This is a genomic window from Pseudomonas sp. GW823-FHT04A03 (assembly GCF_058796615.1).
Window position 1 is genome coordinate 349,976 of record NZ_JBXAIV010000004.1, and the last position, 18,876, is coordinate 368,851.

Here is an 18,876-nt window from a genome sequence, read left to right on the forward strand (position 1 = left end):
TTGGCTGCCAAGAAAAAACCTGCACCCAAGCGTGGCGCCAGCCGTTACCAAGCTCCAGCGAAGCAGCCGATTCCGGGCTGGCTGTGGATGGCCATCGGCCTGACGGTCGGCGCGTTCATCGTGTTCCTGATGAAGCTGGAGCCGGGCAAGGGCAGCGACACGGTCAAGCGCGAGAAGATCGAGCAACAGCAGCAACAGAAAGCCACCAAGATCGCCGAGGCCAACAAGACCCCGCCGAGCCCGACGCAACCGGTGAAGCCGAAGTACGACTTCTACACCCTGCTACCGGAATCGGAAGTGATCGTGCCGCCGGACGCGGTGCCGGAGAAAACCCTGCCGACGCCACAAGTGCCGGCAATCCCGACCACGCCGGTGACCCCGGCGGAAGCGGCGAAGATCGACACCGCGCGCGCGCAGGCTGCACTGGCCGGGATCACCCCGCCGCCAGCGCCACCGGTGACCAAGGCTGCGCCAGTGACCAAGTTCTTCCTGCAGGCCGGCTCGTTCCGCAAAGAGACGGATGCCGACAAGGTGCGCGCGCAGATCATTCTGCTCGGCCAGGCGGTCGCGGTTGAGTCCGGGACGGTCAAGGATGAAACCTGGTACCGCGTACTGGTCGGCCCGTTCAGCAACCGCGAACAGCTGACCACCGCCCAGAAACAACTGGCGGGCGCCGGCTTCAGCAACCTGTTGTTACAACAACGCCAGAGCCGCTGATACCTCCCCACCGATCGTTCCCACGCTCTGCGTGGGAATGCAGCCCGGGACGCTCCGCGTCCCTTGCCGCAGGGACGCGGAGCGTCCATTGAGGCATTCCCACGCGGAGCGTGGGAACGATCACGTCGCTACGCTGGAAGCGATCACTTAGAAACCACCGTTCATCCCCTCTCCCGCCCCGCAGTTGAAATCCTCTCCACCACCCCCATATGAATGGGCATAAGGCATTTTCGCCCCGCAGTGTGGAGACTCTTCCCTTGACCACCATCGTTTCAGTCCGCCGCCACGGCAAAGTCGTCATGGGCGGCGACGGCCAGGTTTCTCTCGGCAACACCGTGATGAAAGGCAACGCGAAGAAAGTTCGTCGCCTGTACCACGGCGAAGTCATCGCCGGGTTTGCCGGTGCCACCGCCGACGCCTTTACCCTGTTCGAACGTTTCGAAGGCCAGCTTGAAAAGCACCAGGGTCACCTGGTTCGCGCCGCCGTCGAACTCGCCAAAGAATGGCGCACCGACCGCTCCCTGAGCCGCCTCGAAGCGATGCTCGCGGTCGCCAACAAGGACGCATCCCTGATCATCACCGGCAACGGTGACGTGGTCGAACCCGAAGACGGCCTGATCGCCATGGGTTCCGGTGGCGCCTATGCGCAAGCCGCCGCCAGCGCCCTGCTGAAGAAGACCGACCTGTCGGCCCGCGAAATCGTCGAGACCGCTCTCGGCATTGCCGGCGACATCTGTGTATTCACCAACCACACCCAGACCATTGAGGAGCAGGATCTCGCTGAATAAGCCTGACGCGGCCCCTGTGCCACGGCTTGTTTCTGCTTGAGGACCGTCAATTATTATGTCCATGACTCCCCGCGAAATCGTCCACGAACTCAACCGCCACATCATCGGCCAGGACGATGCCAAGCGCGCCGTCGCGATTGCCCTGCGCAACCGCTGGCGCCGCATGCAGCTGCCTGAAGAGCTGCGCGTTGAAGTGACCCCGAAGAACATCCTGATGATCGGCCCGACCGGTGTCGGTAAAACCGAGATCGCCCGTCGTCTGGCCAAACTGGCGAACGCGCCGTTCATCAAGGTCGAAGCGACCAAGTTCACCGAAGTCGGCTACGTCGGCCGTGACGTCGAATCGATCATCCGTGATCTGGCCGATGCCGCGATCAAGATGCTGCGCGAACAGGAAATGACCCGCGTTCGCCACCGCGCCGAAGACGCCGCCGAGGACCGTATCCTCGACGCCCTGCTGCCGCCGGCACGCATGGGTTTCAGCAACGAAGAAGCGCCGAGCCCGGATTCCAACACCCGCCAACTGTTCCGCAAGCGCCTGCGCGAAGGCCAGCTGGACGACAAGGAAATCGAGATCGAAGTCGCCGAAATGGCCGGCATCGAAATCGCCACGCCTCCGGGCATGGAAGAAATGACCAACCAGTTGCAGAACCTGTTCGCCAACATGGGCAAGGGCAAGAAGAAGGCCCGCAAGCTCAAGGTCAAGGAAGCGCTGAAACTGGTACGCGATGAAGAAGCCGGTCGCCTGGTCAACGAAGAAGAGTTGAAGGCCAAGGCCTTGGAAGCAGTCGAGCAGCACGGCATCGTGTTCATCGACGAGATCGACAAGGTCGCCAAGCGCGGCAATGTCGGCGGCGCCGATGTGTCCCGCGAGGGCGTGCAACGTGACCTGCTGCCGCTGATCGAAGGCTGCACCGTCAACACCAAGCTGGGCATGGTCAAGACCGACCACATCCTGTTCATCGCCTCCGGTGCGTTCCACCTGAGCAAGCCGAGCGATCTGGTACCGGAGCTGCAAGGCCGTCTGCCGATCCGCGTCGAACTCAAGGCCCTGAGCCCGCAGGACTTCGAACGCATCCTCAGCGAACCGCACGCCTCGCTCACCGAGCAGTACTGCGCACTGCTGAAAACCGAAGGCCTGAACATCCAGTTCCAGCCGGAAGGCATCAAGCGTCTGGCGGAAATCGCCTGGCAGGTCAACGAGAAGACCGAGAACATCGGTGCCCGTCGCCTGCACACGCTGCTCGAGCGCCTGCTGGAAGAGGTGTCGTTCAGTGCCGGCGATCTGGCCAGCGCCCACGACGACAAGGCGATCCAGATCGACGCCGAATACGTCAACAGCCACCTGGGCGAATTGGCGCAGAACGAAGACCTGTCCCGTTATATCCTGTAAGCCATACTTACAGCGGTAGCGGACCCTGTGGGAGCGAGCTTGCTCGCGAAGAGGCCGTGTCAGTCGACATCAATGTTGTCTGACACACCGCTTTCGCGAGCAAGCTCGCTCCCACACTTGCTCAAGGGTCGCCCACACTTCGGACGCCAGCCCATGACCCAACTCCCCACCGACATCAAACTGCACAAAGCCTCGAAAACCCTGTCGCTCAAATACGCGTCCGGCGAGGAATACACCCTGCCCGCCGAATTCCTGCGCGTGCATTCCCCCTCCGCCGAGGTCCAGGGCCACGGCAAACCGATCCTGCAATTCGGCAAGCTGCACGTCGGCCTGACCAAGGTAGAACCGGCCGGTCAGTACGCACTGAAACTGACCTTCGATGACGGTCACGACAGCGGTCTGTTCACCTGGGATTATCTGTACGAGCTGGGGCGACGTTATGACGCACTCTGGGCGGATTATCTGGCCGAGCTCAAAGCCGCCGGCAAAACCCGCGACCCGGACCAGTCCGTCGTCAAGCTGATGCTCTAGTCCGCGCCTCGGACTGTTTAGAGGGCATTTTCTAGATTCATCTGTTTGAATGCTCCGCTAAAGCGGCCCGGGATCGGCTGCTTGCGAAAAAAATCAATCTCGGGTAACCAATGGAACTGGCAAGTTCCCTGCAGTGCTCTACGACTGTAAAGCAGCTATGCAGAATCAACGGTCACCCGAGCAGTAGTACCTGGCATTGGCTGTGGAACTGCACAGCAGAAAACCGGGTACTCGTCTCAGGACAATGGAGCGTCGTAGATGAGTAACAAGAATAACGATGATTTGAAGTACCAGGCCTCGGAGAACACCCTGGGGCTGAATCCTGTCGTTGGGCTTCGCGGAAAGGATCTGCTGGCCTCTGCTCGAATGGTGCTGACCCAGGCCATCAAACAACCGATCCATAGTGTCAAACACGTCACCCAGTTCGGCCTCGAACTGAAGAACGTGCTGTTCGGCAAATCAGACCTGCAACCGGCGGGCGATGACCGTCGCTTCGTCGATCCGGCGTGGAGTCAGAACCCGCTGTACAAACGTTATCTGCAAACCTACCTGGCATGGCGCAAGGAACTCCATGCCTGGATCGACGACAGCAGCCTCTCGCCCAAGGACATCGCGCGCGGCCACTTCGTGATCAACCTGATGACCGAGGCCATGGCACCGACCAACACGGCAGCCAACCCGGCGGCGGTCAAACGCTTCTTCGAGACCGGCGGCAAAAGCCTGCTCGACGGTCTCTCGCATCTGGCCAAGGATCTGGTGCACAACGGCGGCATGCCGAGCCAGGTCAACATGGGCGCGTTCGAGGTCGGCAAGAGCCTGGGCGTGACCGAAGGCGCGGTGGTGTTTCGCAACGACGTGCTGGAGCTGATCCAGTACAAACCGATCACCGAGCAAGTGCACGAGCGCCCGCTGCTGGTGGTGCCGCCGCAAATCAACAAGTTCTATGTATTCGACCTCAGCCCGGACAAGAGCCTGGCGCGCTTCTGCCTGCGCAACAATGTGCAGACCTTCATCGTCAGCTGGCGCAACCCGACCAAGGAACAGCGCGAGTGGGGCCTCTCGACTTACATCGAAGCCCTGAAGGAAGCGGTCGACGTGGTCACCGCGATCACCGGCAGCAAGGACGTCAACATGCTTGGCGCCTGCTCCGGCGGCATCACCTGCACCGCCCTGCTCGGTCACTACGCGGCGATCGGCGAGAACAAGGTCAATGCCCTGACCCTGCTGGTCAGCGTGCTCGATACAACGCTGGACAGCGACGTCGCGCTCTTCGTCGACGAGCAGACCCTGGAAACCGCCAAGCGCCACTCGTATCAGGCCGGCGTGCTCGAAGGCAAAGACATGGCCAAGGTCTTCGCCTGGATGCGCCCCAACGATCTGATCTGGAACTACTGGGTCAACAACTACCTGCTCGGCAACGAGCCTCCGGTGTTCGACATCCTGTTCTGGAACAACGATACGACTCGACTGCCGGCCGCGTTCCACGGCGACCTGATCGAGATGTTCAAAAACAACCCACTGATCCGCCCCAATGCACTGGAAGTGTGCGGCACGCCGATCGACCTCAAGCAGGTGACCGCCGACATCTTCTCGCTGGCCGGCACCAACGACCACATCACCCCGTGGAAGTCCTGCTACAAGTCGGCGCAGCTGTTCGGTGGCAAGGTGGAATTCGTGCTGTCCAGCAGCGGGCATATCCAGAGCATTCTGAACCCGCCGGGCAACCCGAAATCGCGCTACATGACCAGCGATGAAATGACCGCCAATGCCGATGACTGGCAGGAAAACTCGACCAAGCACGCCGACTCCTGGTGGCTGTACTGGCAGGCGTGGCAGGCCGCGCGTTCGGGCGAGCTGAAAAAGGCGCCGACCAAGCTGGGCAACAAGGCGTATCCCGCAGGCGAGGCTTCACCGGGCACTTACGTTCACGAGCGGTAACCGACACACCTCACTCCCTTTCGGGAGTGAGGTGAACACTGAGATTGCGACCCACAGGGCCTTGAAGCATGCCGCACCCGTTCATCTTTCGAACCGTCGAGCTGGATGGTCAGACCATCCGCACGGCGGTCCGCCCCGGCAAGCCTCACTTGACGCCCTTGCTGATATTCAACGGCATCGGCGCCAACCTGGAGCTGGTGTTTCCTTTTGTCGCGGCGCTGGATCCGGACCTGGAAGTGATCGCCTTCGACGTGCCCGGTGTCGGCGGTTCCTCGACGCCGAGCCGGCCGTACCGCTTTCCGGGACTGGCGAAACTCACCGCGCGGATGCTCGATTACCTCGACTACGGACAGGTCAACGTGATCGGCGTGTCCTGGGGTGGCGCGCTGGCGCAGCAGTTCGCCTACGACTATCCCGAACGCTGCAAGAAGCTGGTGCTGGCGGCGACCGCTGCCGGTGCGGTGATGGTGCCGGGCAAGCCGAAAGTGCTGTGGATGATGGCCAGTCCGCGGCGCTATATCCAGCCGTCCCATGTGATCCGCATCGCCCCGATGATCTACGGCGGCTCGTTCCGCCGCGACCCGACACTCGCCGCCAGCCATGCGGCCAAGGTGCGTTCGGCGGGCAAGCTCGGTTACTACTGGCAACTGTTCGCGGGCCTGGGCTGGACCAGCATTCACTGGCTGCACAAGATCCACCAGCCGACGCTGGTGCTGGCCGGTGATGACGATCCGCTGATCCCGCTGATTAACATGCGCATGCTCGCCTGGCGAATCCCCAACGCGCAGTTGCACATCATCGACGACGGGCATCTGTTCCTGATAACCCGGGCCGAGGCGGTGGCGCCGATCATCATGAAATTCCTCCAGGAGGAACGTCAGCGTGCGGTGATGCATCCGCACCCGACACCGCTGGGCGGATAACCGTCCCGGCGCGGATTTCTGGACAGCGTCTTGCAGCGCTTCCGGACAGGTGCGTGGCAGGGAGCCTGCGCAGGCAACAACCCGCAACAGCGTCTATGGTGTTCTGGTTCGGTGTGTTTGTTTTTGGCCTGAAGACGAAGGAGTGTTGAGTCATGCGTGACAAACCAGCGACGGGCGTCGTGCCCAGCCCCGCCGTGTTCATCAATGCACAGAGTGCCATGACCGGTCTGCGCGGCCGGGACCTGATCTCGACCTTGCGCAACGTCGCGGCCCACGGGCTGCGCAATCCGATCCACAGTGCAAAACACGCCTTGAAGCTGGGAGGCGCGCTCGGACGCGTGCTGCTCGGCGAAACCCTGCACCCGACCAATCCGCAGGACAGCCGCTTCGCCGATCCGGCGTGGAGCCTGAACCCGTTCTATCGGCGCAGCCTTCAGGCTTATCTGGCCTGGCAAAAACAGGTCAAGAGCTGGATCGACGAGAGCAGCATGAGCGACGACGACCGCGCCCGTGCGCACTTCGCCTTCACCCTGCTCAACGACGCCGTGGCGCCCTCCAATACCCTGCTCAATCCGCTGGCAGTGAAAGAACTGTTCAACTCCGGCGGCCACAGCCTGGTGCGCGGGCTGAGCCATCTGTTCGATGACCTGCTGCACAACGACGGCCTGCCACGCCAGGTGACCAAACAGGCTTTCGAAGTCGGCAAGACCGTCGCCACCACCACCGGCTCGGTGGTGTTTCGCAACGAAATGCTCGAACTGATCCAGTACCGGCCGATGAGCGAAAAGCAGTATTCGAAACCGCTGCTGGTGGTGCCGCCGCAAATCAACAAGTACTACATTTTCGACCTCAGCCCGAGCAACAGCTTCGTCCAGTTCGCCCTGAAGAACGGCTTGCAGACCTTCATGATCAGCTGGCGCAACCCGGATGTGCGCCATCGCGAATGGGGCCTGTCGACCTACGTCGAAGCCGTGGAAGAAGCGATGAATATCTGCCGGGCGATCACCGGTGCCCGCGAGGTCAACCTGATGGGCGCCTGCGCCGGCGGGCTGACCATCGCGGCGCTGCAAGGGCATCTGCAGGCCAAGCGGCAGTTGCGGCGAGTCTCCAGCGCCACCTATCTGGTGAGCCTGCTCGACAGTGAAATGAACACCCCGGCCACCCTGTTCGCCGATGAGCAAACGCTCGAAGCGGCCAAGCGGCGCTCCTATCAGAAAGGCGTGCTGGACGGCCGCGACATGGCCAAGGTGTTCGCCTGGATGCGCCCCAACGATCTGATCTGGAGTTATTTCGTCAATAACTACCTGCTGGGCAAGGAGCCGCCGGCGTTCGACATCCTCTACTGGAACAACGACAGCACCCGCCTGCCCGCCGCGTTTCATGGCGACATTCTGGACTTCTTCAAGCACAACCCGTTGACCCATCCGGGTGGCCTGGAAGTGTGCGGCACGCCGATCGATCTGCAAAAGGTCACGGTCGACAGCTTCAGCGTGGCCGGCATGAACGACCACATCACGCCGTGGGACGCGGTGTATCGCTCGACGCTGTTGCTGGGCGGTGAGCGGCGCTTCGTGCTGTCCAACAGCGGCCACGTGCAGAGCATCCTCAACCCGCCGGGCAACCCGAAAGCCAATTACGTCGAGAACGGAAAGCTCAGCGGTGATCCGCGCGCCTGGTACTACGACGCCAAGAAAGTCGACGGCAGCTGGTGGCCGCAATGGCTGGAGTGGGTGCAGCAGCGCTCCGGCACCCTGCGCGAAACCCAGATGACCCTCGGCAACGCCAATTATCCACCGATGGAAGCGGCACCCGGCACCTATGTGCGTGTGCGCTGACTGACTCAAGCCCTTTTAAGAAGACTGGATGAAAACAAGCGAACGGATCCTCGAATGTGCCCTGCAGTTGTTCAATGAGAAGGGCGAGCCGAACGTCTCCACCATGGAGGTTGCCAATGAAATGGGGATCAGCCCCGGCAACCTCTACTACCACTTCCACGGCAAGGAACCACTGATTCTCGGACTGTTCGAGCGCTTCCAGAGCGACCTCGCCCCGCTGCTCGACCCGCCCGCCGATGTCGAACTGGCGCCGGAGGATTACTGGCTGTTCCTGCACCTGATCGTCGAAAGGCTGGCGCAGTACCGCTTCCTGTTCCAGGACCTGTCGAACCTGGCGGGACGGTTGCCGAAACTGGCCAAGGGCATTCGCCAGTTTCTCAACGTACTCAAGCGCACGCTGGCGTCATTGCTGGCGCGATTGAAGGCGTCGGGGCAGTTGGTCAGCGACACTCAGGCGCTGGGGCAACTGGTGGAGCAGATCACCATGACGTTGCTGTTCTCGCTGGACTATCAGCGGATTCTTGATCGTGAAGGGGAAGTGCGGCTGGTGGTGTACCAGATCATGATGCTGGTGGCACCGCATCTGTTGCCGCCGGTGAAGGTGGCGACGGAGAGGATGGCTTTGCAGTATCTCGAAGATCACGAGTAATCCGACGGCTTTTACCCAAACAAAAACGCCCGACCTTCACAGGCCGGGCGTTTTTTTGAGCCCTGAAAAATCAGGACTGACTGGTTGGCGTCGACGGAGTCGATGCAGCAGTCGGAGCAGGCGCCGGGGTTGGAGCCGAGGCCGAGTTCGACGTGCTTGCCAGTGCTTGCGGTGTGGTCACCGGTTTTGGTGCAGCTGGTTTCGGCGCAGCGGCTTTTGGCGCGGCCGGTTTTTTCACTGCCGGTTTTTTCGCCGCAGCCGGTTTGGCGGCAGGCTTGGCAGCGGGTTTGGCGGCAGCGGTTTTCGCTGCTGGCTTGGCCGCAGGTTTGGCAGCTGGTTTTGCAGCCGGCTTGGCGGCGGCCTTGGCGGCAACCGGTTTGGCCGCGGCTTTCGCTGCAGGCTTGGCGGCAGCAGTTTTAGCCGCTGGTTTTGCGGCCGGTTTGGCGGCGGCTTTAGCCAGTGGCTTGGCAGCGGTTTTGGCCGCAGGCTTGGCTGCTGCGGTTTTGGCCGCGACAGGCTGAGCTTTCAGGCCGGTGAGTTTTTCGATCTGCTTGGTCAAGGTATCGACCTTCTTGTGCAGATCCTTCACCTCGTTGCGGCTCGGTACGCCCAGGCGCGAGATCGCACTGTTCAGGCGCTTGTCGAAAGCCCCTTCCAGCTGATCCCAGGTGCCCAGAGCGCGATCTTTCACGCCGCTGATGCGCGATTTTGCCGAGCTTGCAGAGTCCTTGGCAGCATCGACTTTCTTGCCGACTGCAGCCTTGGTGAGCTTCTCGGCTTTCTCGCCGTCTTTGACCAATGTATCGAAGAGCTTGCTGCCGTCAGTGTCGATCTTCGAGTACACGCCTAAACCAGCCAGCCAGATCTTGCGGGAATAGTCTTCGACTTTTCCGATCCACGAGCTGCCTTCTTTATCGGTGTTCTTTTTACCAGCCATCCCGTTCTCCTTAAGATTTACGCGCGACGCGTTCGAGCAATGCCGTCAGCTCATCGAGCTTAGCAGAGAGTGCCTCAACGTCATGTTTAGACGGAATGCCGATACGATTCAAGGCACTGGCGACACGCGTGTCGAACGCCTTCTCGACCTTGTCGAGCTGAACTTCGACCCGGCCTTTGAAAGAGCTGACTTCGCTCTTGGCTTCATCGATCTCGGCGTTAGCCGCTTCGAGTTTTTCGGTGACAGCTTTTTTGCCTTTCTTTTCAACAGTTTGACCAGCCTTGATCAACTCCTGAAAGTACTCGCTGCCCTCCTGACCGACCTTGGTGTAGGCACCCAGGCCTGCCAGCCAGATCTTGCGGGCATAGGATTTGACGTCGCTCAGAGCGGAAGTCGAAGCGTCGATTTTTTTCTTCAAAATGACTTTGGCCATGGTGCACCTCACGCGCAGAAGGTTTGAGGAACTGCCCTGACGAGTGTCGGGCTCAGGCACAAAGTAGGGAGAAAAATTAGAAACGGCACCCTAACAACTGACATGAAAGGCAGGTGCACGAGAAAAAAACGGGGAGCCCGAAGCTCCCCGTTTTGTCCCGATCAGACCAGCGCTTTATCCAGCGCCTTTTCGATCTCGGCTTTGATCATGCCGCTCATGGCCGACATCATCAGGCCCAGTTCGACGTCGACCCGGATCGAATCCTCGGCCACATGCACCGCGCCCTTCACGCCCGAACGCTTGAGGTTCAGGACATCGCCCGACCACTGCGGCTCGAGGCCATATTGATCGGAGAGTTTCTGCGCCAGTTTGTCGGCTTTCTCGCGGGCCGCTTCCTTGCCCAGGCTGTGGGCACGCTCAACACTGATATGGGCCATTGAATGACTCCTGCTTTTTGAATGGGGCTATGAATGCCTGCAACGAATCTTGACCGCCACTGCGGCAAATCGTCCCGAAGGTTGCCCATCTTACCTTTAGCCATTCCAAGACAAAGCATGGCTTGGGGATTAGAATGTCGCGCATTCTCTTTTGGTGACAGCGATATGACTGATCAGCGCAAAGGCAGCGATGCCGAACCCACCACTCACTTCGGCTTCAAAAACGTTCCGGAAAGCCAGAAAGCGGAAAAAGTCGCTGAGGTGTTCCACTCCGTGGCCGCCAAGTACGACCTGATGAACGACCTTCTGTCGGGCGGCATGCACCGTCTGTGGAAGCGTTTCGCGATCGAACTGTCGGGCGTGCGCGCCGGCAACCGCGTGCTGGACATCGCGGGTGGCACCGGCGACCTGACCAAGAAATTCTCGCACCTGGTCGGCCCGACCGGTCAGGTGGTTCTCGCGGACATCAACGAATCCATGCTCAAGGTCGGTCGTGACCGCCTGCTGGACGTCGGTGTTTCGGGCAACGTCGAGTTCGTCCAGGCAGACGCTGAAAAGCTGCCGTTCCCGGACAACCATTTCGACTGCGTTACCATCGCCTTCGGCCTGCGCAACGTGACGCACAAGGAAGACGCCCTGCGCTCGATGCTGCGCGTACTCAAGCCGGGCGGCCGCCTGCTGGTGCTGGAATTCTCCAAGCCGACCAACGCGCTGATGTCCAAGGCCTACGACGCCTACTCGTTCGCCTTCATGCCGCTGATGGGCAAGCTGATCACCAATGACTCGGAAAGCTATCGCTACCTGGCCGAATCGATCCGCATGCACCCGAATCAGGAAACCCTGAAGTCGATGATGGTCGACGCCGGTTTCGACCGCGTGACCTATCACAACATGACCGCAGGCATCGTCGCCCTGCACCGCGGCATCAAACCCTGATGCTGCTGACCGGGCTGCTCGCCAGCGTCGAACTCGGCCTGAACCGCGTGCTGCGTCTCGACAGCACGGCGCTGCCGCGACTGGCGCATCTGACCGGCAAAGTGATTGCCGTGGATTGCCGCAGCCCGGCGCTGCAACTGTTCATCCTGCCGAGCGACGAAGGCCTGATGCTGGCGTCCCACTGGGAAACCGGCGTCGACTGTACCCTGCGCGCCCCGGCCTCGAGCCTGGTGAAACTGGCCCTGAGCAAGGACAAGACGGCGGTGCTGCACGCGCCGGAAGTCGAACTCGACGGCGACAGCGGCGTGCTGCTGGAGCTGGCGGGCGTGCTGCAGGATCTGGAGCTGGACTGGGAGTACGAACTCTCGCGCTGGCTGGGACCTGTCGCCACGCAACTGGTCGGCGGTCACCTGCGCAGCCGCGCCCGCTGGTATCAACAAGGATTTGCCAGCCTCAACCAGAACCTCGCCGAATACCTGGCCGAAGAATCGCGCACCCTCGTCGGTCAGCGCGAAGCCGAAGCCCGCTTCAGCGAACTGGACCGGATCAAACTCGATCTGGAACGTCTCGAGGCGCGCTTCGAGCGCCTTTCCCGATCCCTCGACCCAAGCGATAACGCATGAAGCTGCTCGCCGTCCGCCGTCTGTTGCGCATCCAGCGCGTCGTGATCCGCTACCGCCTCGATGACCTGCTGTTCGATCTGCCTTTGCCGTGGTTCCTGCTGGCGCTGCGCTACGTTCTGCCGTGGCGCTGGTTCCCGCGCAAGCCGCTGGATCTGAGCCGTGGCGCACGCCTGCGCCTGGCCTTGCAGGACCTGGGGCCGATCTTCATCAAGTTCGGGCAGATACTCTCGACCCGCCGCGACCTGCTGCCGGAAGACATCGCCGATGAGCTGATGCGGTTGCAGGACCGCGTACCGCCGTTCGATTCGCAGCTGTCGGTCAAACTGATCGAAGAGCAACTGGGCAAGAAGATCAGCGAAGTGTTCAGCCGTTTCGACGTCGAACCGCTGGCCTCGGCCTCGGTGGCGCAGGTACACGCCGCGCAACTGAAGACCGGTGAAGAAGTGGTGGTCAAGGTGATCCGCCCGGGCCTGAAGCCGATCATCGCGCAGGATCTGGCGTGGCTGTTCATCCTCGCCCGCGCCGCCGAAAAGGTCTCCGCCGACGCCCGTCTGCTGCACCCGGTGGACGTGGTCAGCGACTACGAAAAAACCATCTACGACGAACTCGACCTGTTGCGCGAGGCGGCCAACGCCAGCCAGTTGAAGCGTAACTTCGAAGGCTCGCCGCTGCTCTACGTGCCGCAAGTCTACTGGGACTGGTGCCGGCCGAAAGTGCTGGTGATGGAGCGCATCTACGGGATTCAGGTGACGGATCTGGCGACCCTCGCCGACCAGCGCACCAACATGAAAATGCTCGCCGAACGTGGCGTGGAGATCTTCTTCACCCAGGTATTCCGCGACAGTTTCTTCCACGCCGACATGCACCCGGGCAACATCTTCGTCAGCACCGTCAACCCGTGGAGCCCGCAGTACATCGCGATCGACTGCGGCATCGTCGGCAGCCTGACCCCGGAAGACCAGGATTATCTGGCGCGCAACCTGTTCGCCTTCTTCAAGCGCGACTACCGCCGCGTGGCGCAATTGCACATCGATTCGGGCTGGGTGCCGGCGGAAACCAAGCTCAACGAATTCGAAGCGGCGATCCGTACCGTGTGCGAGCCGATCTTCGAAAAACCATTAAAAGATATTTCATTTGGCCAGGTGCTGATGCGCCTGTTCCAGACCGCGCGCCGCTTCAACATGGAAGTGCAGCCGCAACTCGTATTGCTGCAAAAGACCCTGCTGAACATCGAAGGCCTGGGCCGTCAGCTGTACCCGGACCTCGATCTGTGGAACACCGCGCAGCCGTTCCTCGAACGCTGGATGCGCGAGCGCGTCAGCCCGAAAGCCTTGATCGGCAACGTCCAGAGCCAGTTCGAACAGCTGCCGCACCTGGCCAACATGGCCCGCGATCTGCTCGAACGCATGTCCCAGCCCCACGCCAACGACCCGCCGCCACCGTGGAAAAAACGCAAGGACGACTGGTTTCTGCGCCTGCTCGGCAGTGCCCATCTGGCGGGCGGTACGATCCTCGCCGCCGGGGGCCCGATGCACGAACTGGGGCATTGGCCCGCCGGAATCATGGTGGCAGTCGGCTTGTATCTGGTCGTTCGCCGATAGCCAGTTCCGTGATCGGCTGGCACACTGTTTCAACGCCTGAACCCGACTATTGAAGTGTGGGTTCGCTGTCGGAGTCGAAGATGAAAAACTGGCTGGACGAGATCAAGTGGGACGCCGATGGCCTGGTGCCGGCGATTGCCCAGGATCACAAGACCGGACGCGTATTGATGATGGCCTGGATGAACCGCGAAGCCCTGGAGCTGACCGCGGCGGAAAACCGTGCCATCTATTGGTCACGTTCCCGTGGCAAGCTGTGGCGCAAGGGCGAAGAGTCCGGCCACGTACAGACGCTGCATGAAATGCGTCTGGACTGCGACGCCGACGTCATCATCCTGATGGTCGAACAGATCGGCGACATCGCTTGCCATACCGGCCGTCAAAGCTGCTTCTACCGCGTCTTCGAAAACGGCGACTGGAAAACGGTCGACCCGGTCCTGAAAGACCCGCACGCCATCTATTCCGCAGGACACAAACATGAGTGACACCCTGACCCGCCTTGCTCAGGTGCTGGAAGAGCGCAAAGGCGCAGCCGCCGACAGCTCGTATGTCGCCAGCCTGTACCACAAGGGTCTGAACAAGATTCTGGAGAAAGTCGGCGAAGAATCGGTCGAAACGATCATTGCCGCCAAGGACGCCGCCGTCAGCGGCGACTGCAGCGACGTGATCTACGAGACCGCCGACCTGTGGTTCCACAGCATGGTCATGCTTGCCCAGCTGGGGCAGCATCCGCAGGCGGTGCTGGATGAACTGGATCGCCGTTTCGGCCTGTCCGGACACGTCGAGAAAGCCTCGCGTCCGTCCGCCTGAACAACTATTAGAGAGGAACAGCAACATGGGCATTTTTGACTGGAAACACTGGATCGTCATCCTGGTGGTCGTGGTACTGGTGTTCGGTACCAAGAAACTGAAAAACCTCGGCACCGACGTTGGCGAATCGATCAAGGGCTTCCGTAAAGCCATGAACGACGACGAAAAACCGGCCGATCCGACCGTCACGCCTGCGCAGCCGGTTCCACCGGTTCAGCCGCAAGCCACCGCTCAGGCCAACCCGCCGCACACCATCGACGTGCAGGCGCAGAAAGTCGAAGAGCCGATCCGCAAAGACGTGTGAGCACTGACTAATGTTTGGTATCAGCTTCTCTGAACTGCTGCTCGTCGGCCTCGTCGCCCTGCTGGTGCTGGGCCCCGAGCGTCTGCCGGGCGCTGCGCGCACCGCCGGCCTGTGGGTCGGACGGCTGAAGCGCAGCTTCAACGCGATCAAACAGGAAGTTGAGCGTGAAATCGGTGCCGACGAAATCCGTCGGCAACTGCACAACGAGCACATCCTGTCGCTGGAACAGGAGGCGCGGAAGATTTTCACGCCGGTTCAGCAGGAGCCGACGCCGGTCGAGCACGTGGGTGAGCAGACGATTCACAGCCCTGCCGCTCCAACGCCAGCGGCACCTGCTGTAGCGCCAACCGAACCAGCGCCTGTCGTCGCGCCAGCCTCGGTTGAACACGTAGCCCAAACCGCCGCGCCGACCACACCAGCGCCTCACGACCCAACACTGCCGCCGCGAGCCCCATGAGCGATCTCCCCGAAAACGACCAGCACATGCCGCTGGTTTCGCACCTCACCGAGTTGCGCACCCGCCTGCTGCGTTGCGTCGCGGCGATCTTCATCATCTTCGCCGGGCTGTTTGCCTTTACCCAGCAGATCTACACCTTCGTCTCGACACCGCTGCGCGAATACCTGCCGGCCGGCGCGACGATGATCGCCACCGACGTGTCGTCGCCGTTCCTGACGCCGCTGAAACTGACGATGATGGTCTCGCTGTTCCTGGCGATTCCGGTGATCCTGCACCAGATCTGGGGCTTCATCGCACCGGGCCTGTACAAGCATGAAAAGCGTGTCGCAGTGCCGTTGCTGATCTCCAGCATCCTGCTGTTCTACACCGGCATGGCGTTCGCCTACTTCTTCGTGTTCCCGCTGATCTTCAAGTTCTTCGCCTCCGCCACCCCGGCCGGCGTTGAAATGATGACCGACATCACCAGTTACCTCGATTTCGTCATGACGCTGTTCTTCGCCTTCGGCGTGGCGTTCGAAATCCCCGTGGCCGTGGTGCTGCTGGTGTGGATCGGCGTGGTCGACGTCAAATACCTGAAGAAGATCCGTCCGTACGTGATCATCGGCTGCTTCGTGGTCGGCATGATCCTGACTCCGCCGGACATCTTCTCCCAGACCCTGCTGGCCGTGCCGATGTGGATGCTGTTCGAAGTCGGCATCCTGTTCGGCAGCCTGGTGAGCAAGCGCGAGCGCCCGGAAGAAACCGCCGACGATCACAACGACCAGCCGCCAGCGACTCAGCCATGAACCTGCTGCTGCTCGAAGAGGCCGACTTCATCGCGGCCGACCGCGTCGTGCTGCGTGATCGGCGCCTGACCCACATGCAGGAAGTCCACCGTTCGGAAGTCGGCGACAGCCTGCGGGTCGGGCGCATCGACGGGTTGATGGGCTCGGCCGAGCTGCTGCGTCTGGACGCGGGTGAAGCCGAACTGCGAGTCACCCTCGATCAACCGCCGCCGGCCAAACTGCCGCTGACCCTGGTACTCGCCCTGCCCCGCCCGAAGATGCTGCGCCGGGTGTTCCAGACCGTGGCGACCATGGGCGTGTCGAAGGTGATTCTGGTCAACAGCTACCGGGTCGAGAAAAGCTTCTGGCAGACGCCGTTCCTCGAACCGGAAGCGATCCGCGAACAGCTGATCCTCGGCCTCGAACAAGCCCGGGATACGGTGCTGCCGGAAATCATCATCGAGAAGCGCTTCAAGCCGTTCGTCGAAGATCGCCTGCCGGCCATCACCGACGGCACCCTCGGTCTGGTCGGCCATCCGGGGAATTTCCCGCCCTGCCCCCGCGCCCTGAACGAACCGGTGACCCTGGCCATCGGCCCCGAGGGTGGCTGGATTCCCTACGAAATCGACCTTCTGGCCAAGGCCGGCCTGCAACCGGTGCAACTGGGCGACCGCATCCTGCGGGTCGAAACCGCCGTCACCGCGCTGCTCGCCCGGTTGTTCTAAGCACTGCTGTTCCAAGCCCTTCTCCAGACAAATCGCGTTACAGATTGCCATCATGCGGCCGATACACTCTCCATAAGTCCAATTAGTTAGTGGTCCGAGGGGAGTCGTCGCATGTACCGTTGGTTAGCCGAGAATCTTGGAAACGTCAGCGTCAAACGCAAGCTGGGAATCGGTTTCGGCCTGGTGCTGCTGCTGACGCTGTTGATCACCTTTACCGGCTGGACCGGCATGAGCGGCATCATCAGCCGGGGCGACAAGCTCGGGTTCATCTCCAGCCTCAATGAGCTGACCAAAGACCTGCGCCTGGCGCGCCTGGACTATGAAGCCCGCCGTGGCGAACAAGGCCCCGGCGCGGTCAACGACCTGCTCGGCAAACTCGACAGCGGCCTGCAAAGCGCTCGCGGCATGATCGAGCAACCGTCCGACGTGGCCATGATCGACCAGCAACTGGCGGCAGTCGCCGAGTACAAACGCGCCTTTGGCGACATGACCCAGGCCACCGTGCAGCGTGAAGACGCCCGCAGCAAACTCGGCGCCAGCGCCGACAATGCCGTGGCCAAGGTCAGTGAAGTCGAGAAATCGCTGCTGCAAGGCGACAGCGTTGCGCAGTTCAACAGCGTGATCGAACTGAGCAAACTGCTGCAACAGGCGCGCTATCAGGTGCGCGGCTACACCTACAGCGGCAAGGCCGACGCCGAACAACCGGCGCTGGATGCCATCGCCGCCGCCCTGAACAATCTTGAAAGCCTGCCGAGCAAACTGCCCGAGCAACACATTGCCAACCTGCAACAGGCCACCGAATCGCTCAAGGCTTACCGCGCTGCCGTCAGCCAGTTCCGCGACTCCCAGGTGAACAACGCCAAGGCCATGGCACGCATGTCCGCTCAGGGCGACATCCTGCTCGACGTCAGCAAGAAACTCACCGAATCCCAAACCATCGTCCGCGACACCGATGCCGCCAGCGCCAAGAACCAGCTGCTGATCGCCACTCTGCTGGCCGTGGCCTTCGGTCTGCTCGCCGCCTGGGCGATCACCCGGCAGATCATCATCCCACTGAACCAGACCCTGAAAGTGGCTGAGCGTGTAGCTTCTGGCGACCTGACCCACAACCTGATTTCCCAGCGCCGCGACGAACTTGGCCAACTGCAACGCTCGATGCAGAGCATGACCCAGGGTCTGCGCGAATTGATCGGCGGGATCAGCGACGGCGTGACCCAGATCGCCAGCGCTGCCGAAGAGTTGTCCGCCGTGACCGAGCAGACCAGCGCCGGAGTCAACAATCAGAAAGTCGAGACCGACCAGGTCGCCACCGCCATGAACGAAATGGCCGCCACCGTGCAGGAAGTCGCGCGCAACGCCGAGGAAGCTTCGGAAGCAGCGGTCGCCGCCGACCAGCAGGCCCGTGAAGGCGACAAGGTGGTTGGCGAGGCCATCGCCCAGATCGAACGCCTGGCTGCCGAAGTCGGCCACTCCACCGAGGCCATGGGCGAGCTCAAGCGCGAAAGCGACAAGATCGGCAGCGTGCTCGACGTGATCAAGTCCGTGGCTCAGCAAACCAACCTGCTGGCCCTCAACGCCGCCATCGAGGCCGCCCGTGCCGGTGAAGCCGGACGTGGTTTTGCGGTGGTCGCCGACGAAGTCCGCAGCCTCGCCCAGCGTACCCAGAAGTCCACGGAAGAGATCGAAGAGCTGATCGTCGGCCTGCAGAACGGCACCCAGCAAGTGGCGACGATCATGGACAACAGCCGCACCCTGACCGACAGCAGCGTCGAGCTGACCCGGCGTGCCGGTGGTTCGCTGGAAAGCATCACCCGCACCGTTTCGGCGATTCAGGCGATGAACCAGCAGATCGCTGCGGCGGCCGAGCAGCAGAGCGCCGTGGCCGAAGAGATCAACCGCAGCGTGCTGAACGTGAGGGATGTCTCGGACCAGACCTCGGCGGCCAGTGAAGAGACGGCGGCCTCCAGCGTCGAGCTGGCGCGCCTGGGCACTCACCTGCAAACACTGGTGGGCCGGTTCAAGGTGTAAACCGCGCACACAAAAAAACGCAGCCAATGGCTGCGTTTTTTTTGCCCTGC

At 61.6% G+C, this 18,876-nt stretch carries 21 protein-coding genes and 1 pseudogene; 19 read left to right on the forward strand and 3 right to left on the reverse strand.

What is annotated here, in order from left to right:
- The 8 genes from AC1Q9F_RS14185 (at nt 1) to AC1Q9F_RS14220 (ending at nt 8,774) form a co-directional block, all read left to right on the forward strand.
- Complete coding sequence (locus AC1Q9F_RS14185) at nt 1–717, forward strand: SPOR domain-containing protein (RefSeq protein WP_011332070.1); 717 nt, start codon at nt 1–3, stop codon at nt 715–717.
- 257 nt (nt 718–974) lie between these two features.
- Nucleotides 975–1,505 carry an ATP-dependent protease subunit HslV gene (hslV, locus tag AC1Q9F_RS14190; protein ID WP_003196958.1) on the forward strand — a complete coding sequence of 177 codons (531 nt, stop codon included), beginning with the start codon at nt 975–977 and terminating at the stop codon, nt 1,503–1,505.
- Nucleotides 1,506–1,560: 55 nt separating this feature from the next.
- Nucleotides 1,561–2,898, forward strand: a complete 1,338-nt coding sequence (hslU, locus tag AC1Q9F_RS14195) for an ATP-dependent protease ATPase subunit HslU (RefSeq protein WP_207984779.1) — start codon at nt 1,561–1,563, stop codon at nt 2,896–2,898.
- Nucleotides 2,899–3,051: 153 nt separating this feature from the next.
- Complete coding sequence (locus tag AC1Q9F_RS14200) at nt 3,052–3,429, forward strand: gamma-butyrobetaine hydroxylase family protein (protein ID WP_085698107.1); 378 nt, start codon at nt 3,052–3,054, stop codon at nt 3,427–3,429.
- A 258-nt stretch (nt 3,430–3,687) separates the two neighbouring features.
- Nucleotides 3,688–5,367: a class II poly(R)-hydroxyalkanoic acid synthase gene (phaC, locus tag AC1Q9F_RS14205; RefSeq protein ID WP_039772445.1), complete on the forward strand. Its 1,680-nt coding sequence runs from the start codon at nt 3,688–3,690 to the stop codon at nt 5,365–5,367.
- A gap of 68 nt (nt 5,368–5,435) precedes the next feature.
- A complete protein-coding gene (gene phaZ / locus AC1Q9F_RS14210) occupies nt 5,436–6,290 on the forward strand; it encodes a poly(3-hydroxyalkanoate) depolymerase (RefSeq protein ID WP_007952412.1) in 855 nt (284 codons plus the stop codon).
- Nucleotides 6,291–6,442: 152 nt separating this feature from the next.
- Nucleotides 6,443–8,125, forward strand: coding sequence for a class II poly(R)-hydroxyalkanoic acid synthase (phaC, locus tag AC1Q9F_RS14215; protein WP_179692938.1), 1,683 nt, complete (start codon nt 6,443–6,445; stop codon nt 8,123–8,125).
- Between the two features lie 28 nt (nt 8,126–8,153).
- Nucleotides 8,154–8,774, forward strand: a complete 621-nt coding sequence (locus tag AC1Q9F_RS14220) for a TetR/AcrR family transcriptional regulator (protein WP_492620069.1) — start codon at nt 8,154–8,156, stop codon at nt 8,772–8,774.
- 70 nt (nt 8,775–8,844) lie between these two features.
- On the opposite strand, the gene AC1Q9F_RS14225 is transcribed toward AC1Q9F_RS14220, so the two are convergent.
- From AC1Q9F_RS14225 to AC1Q9F_RS14235, 3 genes are all read right to left on the reverse strand, one after another.
- On the reverse strand, nt 8,845–9,711 hold the full coding sequence (locus AC1Q9F_RS14225) for a phasin family protein (protein ID WP_115076253.1): 867 nt from the start codon (nt 9,709–9,711) through the stop codon (nt 8,845–8,847).
- A 10-nt stretch (nt 9,712–9,721) separates the two neighbouring features.
- Nucleotides 9,722–10,144 carry a phasin family protein gene (locus AC1Q9F_RS14230; protein WP_007952416.1) on the reverse strand — a complete coding sequence of 141 codons (423 nt, stop codon included), beginning with the start codon at nt 10,142–10,144 and terminating at the stop codon, nt 9,722–9,724.
- 161 nt (nt 10,145–10,305) lie between these two features.
- A complete protein-coding gene (locus AC1Q9F_RS14235) occupies nt 10,306–10,581 on the reverse strand; it encodes a polyhydroxyalkanoic acid system family protein (protein WP_007952417.1) in 276 nt (91 codons plus the stop codon).
- A 165-nt stretch (nt 10,582–10,746) separates the two neighbouring features.
- On the opposite strand from AC1Q9F_RS14235, the gene ubiE reads away from it, so the two are divergent.
- The 11 genes and pseudogenes from ubiE to AC1Q9F_RS14290 all read left to right on the forward strand — a co-directional run bounded on the left by ubiE (nt 10,747) and on the right by AC1Q9F_RS14290 (nt 18,826).
- Complete coding sequence (gene ubiE, locus AC1Q9F_RS14240; protein WP_007952418.1) at nt 10,747–11,517, forward strand: bifunctional demethylmenaquinone methyltransferase/2-methoxy-6-polyprenyl-1,4-benzoquinol methylase UbiE; 771 nt, start codon at nt 10,747–10,749, stop codon at nt 11,515–11,517.
- Entirely contained in the window at nt 11,517–12,140 is a 624-nt protein-coding gene (locus AC1Q9F_RS14245) for a ubiquinone biosynthesis accessory factor UbiJ (RefSeq protein WP_007952419.1), read from the forward strand. The genes ubiE and AC1Q9F_RS14245 overlap by 1 nt, the downstream gene beginning before the upstream one ends.
- Nucleotides 12,137–13,741 carry a ubiquinone biosynthesis regulatory protein kinase UbiB gene (gene ubiB, locus AC1Q9F_RS14250; protein ID WP_492620068.1) on the forward strand — a complete coding sequence of 535 codons (1,605 nt, stop codon included), beginning with the start codon at nt 12,137–12,139 and terminating at the stop codon, nt 13,739–13,741. The genes AC1Q9F_RS14245 and ubiB overlap by 4 nt, the downstream gene beginning before the upstream one ends.
- An 80-nt stretch (nt 13,742–13,821) precedes the next feature.
- Entirely contained in the window at nt 13,822–14,223 is a 402-nt protein-coding gene (hisI, locus tag AC1Q9F_RS14255; RefSeq protein ID WP_007909357.1) for a phosphoribosyl-AMP cyclohydrolase, read from the forward strand.
- A complete protein-coding gene (locus AC1Q9F_RS14260; RefSeq protein ID WP_007952422.1) occupies nt 14,216–14,548 on the forward strand; it encodes a phosphoribosyl-ATP diphosphatase in 333 nt (110 codons plus the stop codon). The genes hisI and AC1Q9F_RS14260 overlap by 8 nt, the downstream gene beginning before the upstream one ends.
- Nucleotides 14,549–14,573: 25 nt before the next feature.
- Entirely contained in the window at nt 14,574–14,852 is a 279-nt protein-coding gene (locus tag AC1Q9F_RS14265) for a twin-arginine translocase TatA/TatE family subunit (RefSeq protein ID WP_007952423.1), read from the forward strand.
- 10 nt (nt 14,853–14,862) lie between these two features.
- Nucleotides 14,863–15,309 carry a Sec-independent protein translocase protein TatB gene (tatB, locus tag AC1Q9F_RS14270; protein ID WP_007952424.1) on the forward strand — a complete coding sequence of 149 codons (447 nt, stop codon included), beginning with the start codon at nt 14,863–14,865 and terminating at the stop codon, nt 15,307–15,309.
- Nucleotides 15,306–16,094: a twin-arginine translocase subunit TatC gene (gene tatC, locus AC1Q9F_RS14275; protein ID WP_007952425.1), complete on the forward strand. Its 789-nt coding sequence runs from the start codon at nt 15,306–15,308 to the stop codon at nt 16,092–16,094. The genes tatB and tatC overlap by 4 nt, the downstream gene beginning before the upstream one ends.
- Complete coding sequence (locus tag AC1Q9F_RS14280; protein ID WP_207984774.1) at nt 16,091–16,798, forward strand: 16S rRNA (uracil(1498)-N(3))-methyltransferase; 708 nt, start codon at nt 16,091–16,093, stop codon at nt 16,796–16,798. The genes tatC and AC1Q9F_RS14280 overlap by 4 nt, the downstream gene beginning before the upstream one ends.
- Before the next feature lie 228 nt (nt 16,799–17,026).
- A pseudogene (locus tag AC1Q9F_RS14285) lies at nt 17,027–17,971 on the forward strand (methyl-accepting chemotaxis protein); the annotation flags it as partial.
- A 141-nt stretch (nt 17,972–18,112) separates the two neighbouring features.
- Nucleotides 18,113–18,826: a methyl-accepting chemotaxis protein gene (locus AC1Q9F_RS14290; RefSeq protein WP_371857706.1), complete on the forward strand. Its 714-nt coding sequence runs from the start codon at nt 18,113–18,115 to the stop codon at nt 18,824–18,826.
- Nucleotides 18,827–18,876 lie beyond the last annotated feature (50 nt).